The organism is Arcicella sp., from assembly GCF_964672035.1.
In genome coordinates this window covers 1-14,475 of sequence record NZ_CBABQS010000033.1, presented here as the reverse complement: position 1 = coordinate 14,475, position 14,475 = coordinate 1, and the positions used below count along the sequence as shown (strand labels likewise).

The 14,475-nt window shown below is 37.0% G+C and carries 11 protein-coding genes; 8 read left to right on the top strand and 3 right to left on the bottom strand.

Going from position 1 to position 14,475, the window contains the following annotated elements; translation table 11 throughout:
* Positions 1–57 precede the first annotated feature (57 nt).
* From AC1W31_RS10845 to AC1W31_RS10820, 6 genes are all read left to right on the top strand, one after another.
* Complete coding sequence (locus tag AC1W31_RS10845; RefSeq protein WP_481734463.1) at positions 58–1,353, top strand: NarK family nitrate/nitrite MFS transporter; 1,296 nt, start codon at positions 58–60, stop codon at positions 1,351–1,353.
* A gap of 177 nt (positions 1,354–1,530) precedes the next feature.
* Complete coding sequence (locus AC1W31_RS10840; protein WP_481734462.1) at positions 1,531–3,150, top strand: alginate export family protein; 1,620 nt, start codon at positions 1,531–1,533, stop codon at positions 3,148–3,150.
* 113 nt (positions 3,151–3,263) lie between these two features.
* Complete coding sequence (locus AC1W31_RS10835) at positions 3,264–4,472, top strand: CmpA/NrtA family ABC transporter substrate-binding protein (protein ID WP_481734461.1); 1,209 nt, start codon at positions 3,264–3,266, stop codon at positions 4,470–4,472.
* Between the two features lie 73 nt (positions 4,473–4,545).
* Positions 4,546–5,322 (top strand): nitrate ABC transporter permease, encoded by a 777-nt coding sequence (ntrB, locus tag AC1W31_RS10830; protein WP_481734460.1) that lies wholly within the window; start codon positions 4,546–4,548, stop codon positions 5,320–5,322.
* 114 nt (positions 5,323–5,436) lie between these two features.
* Entirely contained in the window at positions 5,437–6,291 is an 855-nt protein-coding gene (locus AC1W31_RS10825) for an ABC transporter ATP-binding protein (RefSeq protein WP_481734459.1), read from the top strand.
* A 623-nt stretch (positions 6,292–6,914) separates the two neighbouring features.
* On the top strand, positions 6,915–10,466 hold the full coding sequence (locus tag AC1W31_RS10820) for a molybdopterin-dependent oxidoreductase (protein ID WP_481734458.1): 3,552 nt from the start codon (positions 6,915–6,917) through the stop codon (positions 10,464–10,466).
* A 153-nt stretch (positions 10,467–10,619) separates the two neighbouring features.
* Here AC1W31_RS10820 and AC1W31_RS10815 read toward each other — a convergent pair whose 3' ends face one another.
* Positions 10,620–11,018, bottom strand: a complete 399-nt coding sequence (locus tag AC1W31_RS10815) for a hypothetical protein (protein WP_481734457.1) — start codon at positions 11,016–11,018, stop codon at positions 10,620–10,622.
* 502 nt (positions 11,019–11,520) lie between these two features.
* On the opposite strand from AC1W31_RS10815, the gene AC1W31_RS10810 reads away from it, so the two are divergent.
* Positions 11,521–12,978 carry a rubredoxin gene (locus tag AC1W31_RS10810; protein WP_481734456.1) on the top strand — a complete coding sequence of 486 codons (1,458 nt, stop codon included), beginning with the start codon at positions 11,521–11,523 and terminating at the stop codon, positions 12,976–12,978.
* 55 nt (positions 12,979–13,033) lie between these two features.
* Here the strand turns inward: AC1W31_RS10810 and AC1W31_RS10805 are convergent, their stop codons facing one another.
* Both AC1W31_RS10805 and AC1W31_RS10800 read right to left on the bottom strand, forming a co-directional pair.
* A complete protein-coding gene (locus AC1W31_RS10805) occupies positions 13,034–13,504 on the bottom strand; it encodes a hypothetical protein (RefSeq protein WP_481734455.1) in 471 nt (156 codons plus the stop codon).
* A gap of 13 nt (positions 13,505–13,517) precedes the next feature.
* Positions 13,518–14,096 (bottom strand): RNA polymerase sigma factor, encoded by a 579-nt coding sequence (locus tag AC1W31_RS10800; RefSeq protein WP_481734454.1) that lies wholly within the window; start codon positions 14,094–14,096, stop codon positions 13,518–13,520.
* A 137-nt stretch (positions 14,097–14,233) separates the two neighbouring features.
* Here AC1W31_RS10800 and AC1W31_RS10795 point away from each other — a divergent pair.
* Positions 14,234–14,475 (top strand): DUF6249 domain-containing protein (locus AC1W31_RS10795; protein WP_481734453.1); only part of this gene is annotated, 242 nt, incomplete at its 3' end.

Here is a 14,475-nt window from a genome sequence, read left to right as displayed (position 1 = left end):
AGAAGATATGTCAAACTAAATATTTATTAATCAAATATTTAGAAAATTAAAACCATCATGAATACTTTGAACAAACCCTTAGATTCTCTTAAAATTTTCTCTTGGAAAGGCATTCAAATGCAGACTTTCCACATTACATGGATAACATTTTTCTTTTGTTTCTTCGGATGGTTTGGTATTGCCCCTTTAATGAAAATTGTAAAAGATGATTTGGGTTTAACGAAAGGACAGATTGGAAATATTATCATTGCTTCGGTTTCCGCAACCATTTTTGCTCGTCTGCTCATTGGTCGTCTTTGCGATACTATCGGACCAAGATTGGCTTATACAGGACTTTTAGTTTTGGGTTCTATTCCAGTGATGACCATCGGATTGGCCCATAGCTATGAGAGTTTTTTATTGTTTAGATTAGCGATTGGCGTAATTGGAGCCTCTTTTGTTATTACACAATATCATACTTCGGCGATGTTTGCGCCTAAAATCAAGGGAACTGCCAACGCTGTTGCAGGTGGTTGGGGGAATCTTGGTGGAGGTGTTACTAACATGGTTATGCCCTTAGTATTGGCAGCCTTTGTAGGTTTAGGTTATTCAAAACCAGAGGCTTGGCGTTATGCGATGATTATTCCAGGAGCAATGTTATTGGTAATGGCTTTTGTGTATTACAAATTCACAAAGGATACACCGGATGGGAATTATTCAGAAATTGATAGAACAAATACGCCACAAGCAAAAGGTTCTTTCCTTTCTGCAGCCTCTGATTATCGTACTTGGATTTTATTTTTGGCTTACGGAGCTTGTTTCGGCATTGAAATCACTTTTGATAATATTGCCGCTTTATATTTCTCTGAAAATTTCTCTTGCGACCTTAAAACAGCGGGTCTTTTAGCAGGACTTTTCGGATTTATGAATCTCTTCGCTCGTGCCGTTGGCGGAATCGTTGCCGATAAAGTGGGTAATTCTTACGGTATGAGAGGAAAGGGGTGGCTATTGGCTGGTTTCTTAATTATGGAAGGAATTGGCATTGTGCTTTTTGCCCAAACGGGTTCATTAACAATGGCAGTGGTTGCCATGTTAGGTTTTGCGATGTTCTTGAAAATGGCAAACGGAGCAACTTACGCAATCGTACCGTTCATAGACACTAAAAATGTAGGCTCAGTGGCTGGAATCGTGGGTGCAGGGGGGAATTTAGGGGGTGTTTTAGCGGGTTTTCTTTTTAAATCAGAAACAATTTCATATTCAGAAGCATTCCTTTACATCGGTCTTGCAGTAGCTACGGTGGGTGCATTAATCGCTTTGATTAAGTTTGATAAGAAGGCTTTGGCTGTAACGAAAATGGCTTTGGAAGTTGCTTAATTCAGCTTTGAGAAACGAGCGATGAGCTTTGAGTTATATAAATCAGATTTCAGTAAATCTCATAGCTCACTTCTCATAACTCAAAGTTAAACTATAAAAAAACCCAAACGAGATGGGGGTCTCATTCGGGCAAATTGCGCAAACTCTGTTATAAATTTCACAATCAATCACAAAAGTATGAAAAAATTTGACATTTCTAAATTCGCCTTCTTTTTATTTTTGAGTATTTGTACTCAATTCACAACCAAGGCACAGTTCACGCTCACGGGGCAATTACGAACAAGAACAGAAATTAGAAACGGCCTCGGTAACTTAGTACCGATCGATTCTAAATCAGCCGCATTTACGTCGCAAAGAACAAGATTGAATTTTGGGTACAAGTGGGACAGAGTGGTTTTTGGCGCTGCTGTTCAGGATGTTAGAGTATGGGGACAAGACGCTTCGTCTATCTCAAATGCCGATGGTGCAAAATTGATGCTCCACGAAGGTTGGGCAGAAGTGACTTTAGCCAATAAAGCTGATACTACGATAAAATTCAGAACTTTAGATTTATTAACCGTGAAAATCGGTCGTCAAGAATTGATTTATGATGACGTTCGTTTAATCGGAAACTTGGATTGGTTACAACAAGGTCGCCGCCATGACATGATTCTGTTGAAAGCCGTTCATCACGGATGGCAAGTGGATGCAGGCTATGCTTTTGGACAAAATTCGGATGCTTTCGGAACGCTTAGTACAGGTTATGTACCTGCTAACGTTAATGCTTTCACTCGTACATCAACGGGCGTTTTAGTACCAACACCAGCCGGAATTATTCCATTGACAGTGGGCGGTGGAATTGGCGCAAATAGCGTAAAAACGGGTGGAGCTTTGGCATGGATTAACCCTCCATCGACCAACGGAGCCTCGCAAGATTACAAATCTTTCAAGAGCGTATACATTAGCCGTAAGTTTAATCAGACTAAATTTTCGGGACTTTTCTTCCAAGATGATTTTAGTGCTTACCGTTTAGATTCAGTTGGAAGTGCTGCTACGGGTTATGTTTACGGTAGAAGATTTTTACCTTCAAGTACCACCGATGCTTTCGATTATTCACAATCAAGAAGTCGTACTACCTATGGTTTAATGATAAATCATACCTTAGGAAATGCTTCTGGATTCGGTAAAATTGCCTTACAAGGTGCGTGTTACGGACAAACTGGCAAAGACCGTGAAGGAAATGACATGGATGCTTACCATTATACACTGTCAGTAACTTATCAGAAAAGCAAATGGGCATTCACAGCGGGTTACGATGTACTTTCTGGAAATGATGGTTCAAGTGCTACCAATAACTACAAAGCTTCAACGGGATATAATAATCGTTTTGACCCATTGTACGGAACACCACATAGACACTGGGGATACATGGATTACTTCTACGTAGGTACCAATTCACCCGCAGGAGGCTTGAATAACGGTTATTTAAAAGCAAAATATACCAGCAATATGCTAACATTTGGGGTTGATTATCACTCATTTGCCTTGAATAAAGCAACTACTAAAGGCGACGGAACGCTGGTTGGAACGGATTTAGGAAATGAAATTGACTTCTTGTTGAATTATAACATGAATAAATTTACCAATATCGAATTAGGATATTCTGTCATGATGGCAACCGATAACATGACTTTTGCCAAAGGACAAGCAACCACTGATGCAGCCGCAAAAACATTTGACAAAACGGGAACTTGGTTGTATTTAATGGTTAATATTCGTCCAGATTTCTTTTATGCGAAACCTGTGGCGATTAAGTAAATCTATTAAACCTTATAGGTTTTCAAAAACCTATAAGGTTTGTCAAAATCTCTAAAAACTCGATGGGGGTCGAATTTTAGAGAATATTCATAAACGTTTTTAAACAAGAAATTATGCAAACTCTGTTAAAAAAATCAGTATCATTTTTGTGTCTAATGGCACTTCTTACGGTGGTATCTTCATTCAAGATTACACCACCAGCCCGCAAAATCAAATTAGGATTTATTCCATTGACGGATTGCGCTCCATTGGTAGCTGCTAAAGAATTAGGACTTTTTGCTAAATACGGCGTTGATGTAGAACTTTCAAAGGAATCTTCTTGGGCAAATATTAGAGACAAAGTATTGAATGGAGAATTGGATGGAGCTCACTGTTTGTTCTCAATGCCCTTGTCAGTTTATACAGGTATCGGTGGAAAAGCGGGTTCAGAAATGAAAATTGCGATGGTTCTAAGTAATAACGGTCAAGGAATCACGCTTTCAAAAGATTTTTGTGGATTGGTTGGATTCAAAGAAGTAAATAAAGCTGCCGCCGCTGTTAAAGCTGTTCAAGCCCGTAAAGAAGTAACTTTTGCGATGACGTTCCCAGGCGGAACGCACGATATTTGGTTAAGAAACTGGATGGCAGCCGCAGGAATTAACCAAAAATCAGTAGGAATTATCACCATTCCACCGCCACAAATGGTTGCGAATATGCGTGTGGATAATATGGAAGGTTTTTCAGTTGGTGAACCTTGGAATGGTGTTGCAGCTGCTCAAGGTGTAGGTTTTACGCACATTGCTTCACAAGATATTTGGAAACATCATCCAGAAAAAGCATTAGTGGTTAATTCAAAATTTGCGGCAGAAGATAAAGAAGATTTGAAAAACGTAATGAAAGCGATTATTGAGGCTTGTAGATGGTTGGACAATATGGGAAATCGTAAAAAAGCAGCTTCTTGGCTGACAAAACCTTATTACGTAAATGCTCCATTGGCTGCGATTGAATCTCGTTTATTAGGTTCAAATGATTTAGGTTGTGATTTAGGGGTTCAAAAATATAAAGATGATTACATGACTTTTTATAATAATGGCATTGTAAATACCCCAAGAAAGGTTCATGCCATGTGGTTTTTAGCGCAATACGTTCGTTTTGGCTATTTAAAAGCTGAACCAAATTACAAAGCAATTGTAGAGAAATTGATTCTTGATGACTTATTTGCCGAAGTAGCCAAAGAAATGCAAGTGCCTATTCAACTCGATATGAAGCCTTTCAAAACGACTTACGACGTAAATTTTGACCCTGCTAATATTGACGATTATTTGAAGGCAACTAAAAAATAGGACAGTTTTCCAACTTGTTGTCATCAGTCATTAAAAAAGTAACAGGTTAAAATCTTTGCTACTTAATAAAATCATGATAAAAAAATCAGCACTCAACATAGCCTATTTCTTGGGAAGTATGGCAATTTTAATCGGAATTTGGCAATTGATTTCTATCATTACTAAAGCCGAAATTCCAAGTCCAGCTTCAACATGGACAGTTTTCAAAGAATTAATGGTAGAGCCTTTCTACGACCGTGGTCCAAACGATAAAGGAATCGGGAATAATTTAATGAGTTCGATTGGTCGGGTTTTTACAGGGTTTTTATTGGGAAGTATTATTGCCATTCCAATGGGAATGTTAATGGGAGCTTCTAAAATTGGCATGAGCCTTTTGAACCCAATTGTACAAATTCTTAAACCAGTTTCACCTTTGGCCTGGTTTCCTTTGGGACTTTTGGCTTTCAAAGATTCTGGTGGAGCCACTATTTTTATTATCGCCATCACGTCTTTATGGCCAACGGTGATTAATACGGCTTTTGGGGTTTCAAGTATTCCACAAGACCACAAAAATGTCGGAAAGGCTTTTGGTTTTTCAAGATGGAAATATTTGACAAAAATTGTAATTCCTTACGCTTTGCCACACATTTTTACCGGATTACGTCTTTCAATTGGTATTGCTTGGGTAGTTATTGTGGCGGGCGAAATGCTCTCGGGTGGCGTTGGAATCGGTTTCTTTGTGTGGGATAGCTGGAATGGTCTTTCTTTAGAAAAAATCTTAGTTGCGATTCTTATTATCGGAACGGTAGGCTTGATTTTAGATAAAGGATTTAATGCTTTACAAAATTTATTCTCTTGGGAAGGAAAATAGAGACTGGTTATTAGTTAATGGTTATTGGGAAGTTAGCACAAGTTTCATTTTTCCCTTGAATAACACGCTGATGACTAATAACCAGTAACCGATAACAAATAACCTTTACAAAACATGACAACAATCGAAACTTCAGTCAAATTCGTTGATTCAGCGAATTACTTTCATAAAATAAATACAGAAACAGCGGTAAGTATCAAAGATATAACCGTTTCATTCAAAGGTTCAAAGGGCACTTTTACCGCCATCAAAGACATTAGTCTTGATATTAAAAAGGGTGAAATTGTAGCATTAATCGGTCACTCAGGTTGCGGAAAATCAACTTTGATGAATACCATTTCGGGAATGGTGGCGCCTTCAAAAGGCGAAGTAATTGCCAATGGAAATATCGTAAAAGGCCCAGGCCCCGACCGAGGAATTGTTTTTCAAAATTATTCACTTTTACCTTGGTTAACCGTTTATAAAAATATCTACGAAGCAGTTGATTCAGTTTTCAAAGATAAAACTTCCATCGAAAAACATGAGTTAGTGGAAGAAAACCTAAAAATGGTTAATCTCATTCAGCACAAAGATAAATTGCCGGGTCAATTATCGGGTGGTATGAAACAACGAGTTGCTATTGCCCGTGCCTTCGCCATCAACCCAAGTATTTTGTTGTTGGATGAACCCTTTGGCGCTTTGGATGCTTTGACAAAAGGCTCAATGCACATCGAATTATTGAAATTGTGGAATTTAGATAATCGAAATAAAACCATCGTTATGGTAACGCACGATATTGAAGAAGCCATTTTCTTGTCGGATAGAGTTGTAGTCATGAATAACGGCCCAGAGGCAACAATCAAGAAAATTGTGGACATCAATTTACCAAGACCACGTAACAAAAAAGATATCGCCCACGACCCCGAGTATATACGGGTACACGATGAATTATTGACATTGCTATTCGATAAATTCTCGATTGAGGATTAGTGCAACCACATAGTTAAGATCGGAAACATAGAAAGAGAGTCTGCAACCGCATATTTATCTTAGAAAACATAGGAGTGGAAATAATATTTTTCCTCCTTCCCTATGTTTTCTATCTTATCTATGTGGTTGCAAAAACATAAAACCCGAAGTTATTAACTTCGGGTTCTGTACCTTACAAAATGGCGGTAATGGTCAGGTATAAAGTTGGAAATGGTTAAGTACCGTTCTGGACGATGGCGGTCTCCCAAATTATTCCCAATATATAGCAGTAATTTGGGCACGAAATCCGTATTTATTAAGATAAACGCTCTTTTCTTTAACGAAAAAAAACGCAAATTACATGTGCAAAAAAATGTAAATAAAAATTAGAAAAGTTTTATATTAATACAGTATGGTAGATTGACGTATATACGTTGAAAAGATGTGATTATCGAAAAGCTATACATCTAAGGCATTAATACTTATTAAATATAGCAAATACCGAAAGGCTTTACGATAGCATTACGAATAAAATAGGGCTATTCATCAACCCTTACAAATTATTGATTTCAGTGTGATTGATTATAAATTGTAAGCAAATTACTTTAATATTTCACACATTTTTATTAATTATTTATCAGAATATGAGCATTTTATCTAATCATAAAAAATATAAATCTACCTGCTCATATTGTGGCGTTGGATGTGGAGTCGAAATCACGGACTTAGGGAATGGAAAAATTCACGTCGAAGGTGATAAAGACCATCCTTCCAGTAAAGGAATGCTGTGCTCAAAAGGAATGAATCTGCATTATACCGTCAATGATACTTCCGACAGATTGCTACATCCTGAAATGCGTTTTAGCCGAAATATGCCACTTCAACGAGTTAGCTGGAATACTGCTCTGGACCGAACTGCTGCCATTTTCAAAACATTTATCCAAAAATACGGCCCCGACTCAGTCGGTTTTTACGTTTCTGGGCAATGTTCTACCGAAGAATATTACATCATTAATAAACTCATCAAAGGTTTTATTGGCTCCAATAATATTGATACTAACTCACGACTTTGTATGTCGTCTGCCGTAGTAGGCTACAAACTCACATTGGGCGAAGATTCAGTTCCTGTTTGTTATGATGATATTGAATTAGCCGATTGCTTTTTCGTAACAGGAGCAAATCCTGCGTGGTGTCATCCAATTATTTGGCGAAGAGTGGAGGCTCATAAACAAGCAAATCCGAACGTAAAAATTATCGTAATTGACCCAAGACGTACCCAAACGGCATCTCAGGCAGATTTACACTTGCAACTCACACCTGGAACGGACATCGTTCTGACCAATATTATCGGGCGAATTCTCATAGAAAATAACTGGATTGACCAAGATTTTATTACTAATCACACAGATGGTTTTGAGACTTATCGTGAACAAGTTTTCACGAGAACTCTTACGGAAGCCACCGCAATCTGTGGACTTACTGAAAACGATATATTACTGGCAGCTCAATACATTCACGAATCGAAAGGCTTTCTTTCGTTGTGGACAATGGGGCTGAACCAGTCGGTGGTGGGTGTAAATAAAAACCTATCACTCATTGATTTACACTTAATTACGGGTAGAATTGGAAAAGAAGGCAACGGCCCTTTCTCACTCACGGGACAGCCAAATGCTATGGGTGGACGTGAAGTGGGTGGTTTGTCGAATATGCTACCAGCCCACCGAGATTTATTGAATCCCGCTCACCGTGAAGAAATTCAAGCATTTTGGGGCGGTACGAAAATTTCGGATAAGCCCGGTTTCTCCGCTACCGAAATGTTTCAAGCCCTTGCGGATGGACGCATGAAGGCGATTTGGATTATCACAACGAACCCGATGGTGAGTTTACCCGATTTGAATATGGTGGAAAAGGGTTTGCAAAATGCCAAATTTGTGGTAGTTCAAGATATTTCTAATCGTTCTGATACCGTAAAATATGCCGATGTGATACTTCCTGCGGCTGCTTGGGCGGAAAAGGATTCAGTTTTTACCAATTCAGAAAGAAGAATCACCCTCCTTCCAAAAGTTATTAATGCGCCAGGAGAAGCTTTAGACGATACAGAAATCATCAAACGTTTTGCCGAGAAAATGGGCTTCGGAGAATCGTTTAACTATCTTAATAACAGTGAGATATACGACGAACACGTCCTTTCAACCAAAGGAACTAATATTGATATTTCGGGTTTGAATTATGAATATTTGAAAGAGAATCGGAGTTATCAGTGGGGTAATTTTCAGTCAGAAATCAACGCTGGCAGGGTTCAAAACCCTACCAGCGTTAGGTCACCACGTTTATTTTCCGACCACAAATTCTACACGCCAAACCAACGGGCAAAAATCCACGCCGTTCCCGATGAAAATTTATCAGAAAAACTAAACGAAGATTTTCCGTTAATTCTCACCACTGGACGTATCCGTGACCAATGGCATACGATGACTAAAACTGGAAAGGTCAATAAATTAAATCAACACATTGCCCAACCTTACGTTGAAATTCATCCAAAAGATGCCGAATGCAGAGGAATTAAAGAAGGGCAAGTAGTTGAAATTGAAACAATTAGGGGTAAAAATCAAGTAAAAGCACAAATCACAGAAGACATTAAAGAAGGTGTTTGTTTTATGCCCATGCACTTCGGTAAAATTTTGGGAAGTGCTTTCGGAAGAGCAAATAGCCTTACAAATACATTGGTTGATGCTCGCTCAAAAGAACCTGATTTCAAATTTTCAGCCGTTCAAATTAGACCTTACGTAAAGCCACAAGAAAAAATTGTGATTATCGGAGCGGGTTCTGCGGGATTGGGATTCATTAATTCGTACAGAAATCTTAATAAAACGGATGAAATTCATGTTTTTTCCAAAGAAATATATCCTTTCTATAACCGTGTCATGTTACCCGATTATATTTCAGGAGCTCAAGATTGGGAGCAATTGGTAAAACTTCGGGAAGACCAATTTACCGAAGCGAACATTCAAGTACATAAGGGTTTAGAAATTGTAAATATTGACCGTAAAAATAAAGTTGTGGTTGATTCTGACGGACAAGAACACACGTATGACCGTCTAATTTTGGGCATGGGTTCACGGGCGTTTATGCCGCCATCGGTTCCCAAAATTCCAGGGATTTTCAATATGCGTTCTCGTTTGGATGCCGATGGAATTATGCCATTTATGAACCAAGAAAATCCTCATGCACTCATTGTCGGTGGTGGTTTATTGGGCTTAGAATTGGCAGCTTCGCTCCGTGAGATAAATGTACAAGTAACTATTGTTCAGCGTATTAGTCGTTTCATGGATAGACAATTAGACCAATTAGGTTCTGATTTACTCTACGAAGAAATGCTTAATTTGGGTGTTGACGTTTATTTTAATGATGAAGTTGCCGCCTTTTACGGAACAGATAAATTCGAAGGAGTTAGATTAAAATCTGGTCGAAAAATTGATGCTCAAGTAGCCGTTTTTGCTATCGGAACATCACCAAATGTAGAAATTGCCCGTGCTTGCGGATTAGAAGTAAATCGTGGCGTTGTGGTGAATGATTATCTACAAACCTCCGACCCTGATATTTTTGCGGCGGGTGAAATTGCTCAATGGCGTGGCGAAATGTGGGGAATTACGGCCGCTGCCGAACAACAAGCCGATACCATTGCCAAATATATTGCGGGCGATTGGGCAAGTTACTATCAAGGCTCACTTTCGGTAAATATTATGAAAATCCAAGGGGTGCAATTATGCTCAATGGGAATCATTGAAACGCCAAAATCGCCTGATTATGAGGAAATTACGTTTATTGATAAAGCAAAAAGATATTATAAAAAGTGTATTATCCACAACGATAAATTAGTCGGAGCAATTCTGATTGGTGATAAATCGGAGTTCTTAGAATTCAAAGATTTGATAGCCAAAGGTATTGAATTGTCTGACAAACGTTTAGCGTTATTGAGAAGTGGCAAAAAGGCCGATCCGGTAATGGGCAAGTTGGTTTGTTCGTGTAACAACGTAGGAGAAGGCAATTTAAAGTCTTGTATATCAGGTGGTTGTAAAGATTTTACCGCTTTGTGTGCAACCACTGGAGCGGGTACAGGTTGCGGAAGTTGTCGCCCAGAAGTGCGGGTAATTTTGGAAAATGCTTTGAAAGAAGAATTGGTAGAGGTTATGTAACCTGATGTTTCAGTATCGTAGAATGAAAATATTTATTACTCCGATGCTGAAATATCAGGGTAAAATAAAAATAAGGAAGTTAATCTTTCGATAAACTCCCTTATGATCTTGAGGTTAAATTTTGTTCGATTTTGGAAAATCGAAGTACAATAATTAACGAATTGCAACGATAAGGTCACGGTTTACAATTTGATTTGTTTTTATTTCAAAACTTTTTGAATCAACCACATCAACATTTGAAGAGACTACTTCAATCGTATATTTTCCATCGTTCAAATTTGAAAAATCGAATGTTTTTGCAAATTTATCTGACTTAGCACTCACGTATTCACGGTGAATTTCATTTTTGTCAGCATCTAACACAACTACCATTACTTTTTTATTCGTATTTTCTACCCAAACGTTAAAACTTAGTGATTTATTCACCTGAGTAATTCTTGTCTTTACAGAAGCAGTCGCTCCGTCATTTGTCTTGTTAGCAAATGAAGATAAATTCGATGTGCAAATCATAGCTATCGCTACGATAAATGCTTTTATAGTGTTCTTATTCATGATTGTGATATTTATTATTTTAAAGAGATTTTTAATTTGTTAATCTCTATAATGATAGATTTATTTGTTAAACTTAAATTGTATATTTCCAAGAATTTAATGATTAGTAAATCAAATATATTTAACTCGAACGTTACTTTGTTAAAGGTATTTATTTCTAAAAATGAATCTACAAGGAATACAAAACTTGTTTTTAAAACTCATTCTAAATGCTTGAAAATCTACTCCCGTCAATCGGTTGACGATGTAAACTTAGAACGAAAATTTGAAAGCACAAACTAAAAAGCCGTAAAATTTTAACTTTTTCAAGAAAGTTCTTCTAAAAAAAATTATATTTCTGGAAATAATACTATTCGAGATTTGGGAATTATATATAATATTGAAATAGTCATATAGAATTTATCAAAATATATCTTGCTGATTTTCAGTATATTAAGTATATATTACTAATAATACCTACTAATTTACATAAGTATAATATTAATCATAAATTTTTTTCAAGGTGAAAGACTATTCATTATTAAAGATAAATTTGATGGGAGGCATCATTTCTCCTGGGACTTTACAGTATATCCTTTTAGCCGCTCGTGAGGCTGGAATCAGAGAAGTAAGATTTGGGGCAAGACAACAAATTTTAATGTATGTAAAAGCTGAAACTGTTCGAGGAAGTGGAATTGTCGAATTAAAGAAAAAATTGTACGAATCTAAGATTGACTACGAAATTAATGCTGATAACTATCCCAATATTATTACTTCATATTGTGCCGAAGAAGTATTCCCAACGGGGCAATGGATTTCGGAAGGAATTTATAATGATATTTTCGATGGTTTTGATTATCAACCTAAATTGAAAGTAAACATCTCTGATTTTCAACAATCTTTTACACCTTTCTTTACGGGTAATCTTAATTTTATTGCGTCTAATACCCAAAACTTTTGGTACTTATATGTACGTCCAAAACAATCGAATCAAATTTTTAGATTTCCGATTTTAATTTACACTTTGGAGATTCCAAAAATCTGTAAACGAATTGAAGAAGTGATTTGGGAAAATGCCGAAATAGATGAAAATGAGATATATGAAAAGGTAATTGCCAAAGGAGAAATCATTTCGCAAGTAATTTTAGAAGATTTGAAATTACCTAAGTTCTCATTGCCCTATTATGAAGGTTTCAATCGTTATGGGGATAAAACTTGGCTCGGAATTTATCGTAGAAATGAAACTTTCTCCGTTGACTTTCTAATTGAAATTTGCAAATTATGCTTAGATACTAAAATTGGGCAAATTTGCACAACTCCGTGGAAATCATTGATTATCAAAGGAATAGAAAATAAGCATCGTAATCTTTGGGATAAATTATTGGGCAAATACACGATTAATGTTCGCCATGCGGCCAATGAATTGAATTGGCAAGTGGAGGATTTAGCGCCTGAAGGATTGGCTTTAAAAAAGGCTATCATTCGTGAATTTGATGATGAGGACGTTCGTACTTTTGGTTTAAGTTTTGCCGTTCAAACACGTTCTAAATCAGAGGTTTTTGGTTCGGTAGTGGTTAAAAAACGAGCTATTTTCGGAGGACTTTCCAGTGTTTTTGATATTTATCATACTATCGATTTTAACCCGAATACTCGTGAATTAGTTTTGTTTGAAAAAGGTGTAAATAAAACGCACGTTCCAGAGATTTTACAGCGATTAACGAAGCGTTTTTATGCTCAATACTCTAAGGATGAAGTTTCAATTGTAAAAACAAAAGAAACTAAAGTGTCTGATTTACGACTGATTAAGGTACATCAGTGCAAAACTTGTTTCACCATTTATGATGAACGTTTTGGCGATTCGGTCAATGAAATTTTAGTTGGGGTAAAATTTGCAGATTTGCCTTCTGATTATTGCTGTCCAATTTGTGAAAGTGCTAAGGGTGAATTTGTTGAGGTGGCAGTGGATGGATTATTGGTGTAGATTAAAGGAACAGCGTTTTGAAGACGACACCCTCAAAAGGATGCCGTCTTTTTTCTTATAAACCCATTCTACGCTGAAAATAGGGCTTTAAAAATCTTTTATCAATGACAAATAAAGCAAATAAAACGTTGATTATCAATACACTATGAACCAGGGTTTTATCCTGCAATATTCTTAAAGGTTTTGATAAATCAATTTGAATAGTTGATTGACTTATTGTGGGTAATGCCAAAATCATTAAAATAGTCAACATAATTGCCCCACCAATTAAGAAATAAATGGGCAATTTACTGGTTTGACGAATAATCACTACCTCTTGGGAGACTTCCCAACGATCAATTAATTTATCGGTAAAATTAAACGCTGTTTTTTCTCTACCCGTATCCATGAGTAGGGCGTGCGTCTGGGCATATTCACTGAAAAGTATCTGATAATCAGTACTTTCTGTGAGCGTTTTGTGGTGCTGGCGGATGATTTCTTCGGAAGCTATGCCGTCAAGAATAGCAAAAATATCTTCGTCTTTCATTTTTATGGAGTAATTAGTTTTCTCCGATTAATGTTTTTACTTCTTTCCCTAACATTTTACTCATCGTTTCTGACAATCGTTTTCTGGCTCGACAGAGTTTTACTTTGACCGTTTCAGCAGAAATTCCTACTACTTGGGCGATTTCTTCCAATGATTGTTCTTTCAAGTAAAATAACGTTATCATTGTAACATCATCGGGCGATAAATGGTTGAGCGCCTTTTGTATATATTGTCGTTGTTCGCTCATTCTTAGCTCATTAGCTGTATCAGCGGGGACAAATTGAGCCGATTGTGAAAGTTCAATATCCTCGGTTTGAATTCTGTTTTTTCGCTTAAACATCAAAGCTGCATTGAAAACAATCCGATAAAACCATGTGGTAAATTTCGCTTCTTGATTAAAGGTTGATAAAGCTTGAAATGCTTGAATAAAGGCATCCTGAGCAATTTCTTCCGCATCTTCACGAGTACCCGCAATCTTGTACGCCACCGTAAACGCATAATCTTTATGGCGATTAGCAAGGTCTCGATACCCTGACTTATCGCCAGACAAAATGCGTTCAATAATAGAATTATCTGTTTCGTTGGTCTTCACAATTGTTTAGATGCGGGTTTGCTGGGAAAGGTTACAGAAAACAATGAAAGAATATTTTATATGTAACTGTAACCTTTCAATAACAATTTACATCATATCCCCAGAAATCAATTAATTCACAATAAAAAAATACGACAATGATAGACGGAAACATGGTGCCAATCGTAGGAATGTTAATTCCAATAGTTGGAACAATTGCAGTTTTTACAATGATTATCTTTTTACGAAAGTATCAAAATGACGAAAGAATGGCCATGATTGCCAAAGGAATTGTTCCTCCACAAAAAACTTCGCATGAAGTTAATCCAAGCCATTCGCTGCGTTGGGGGTTTGTTTTGGTTGGTTTTGGAATTGGCTTATTGATGGGTTCTTTATTAGA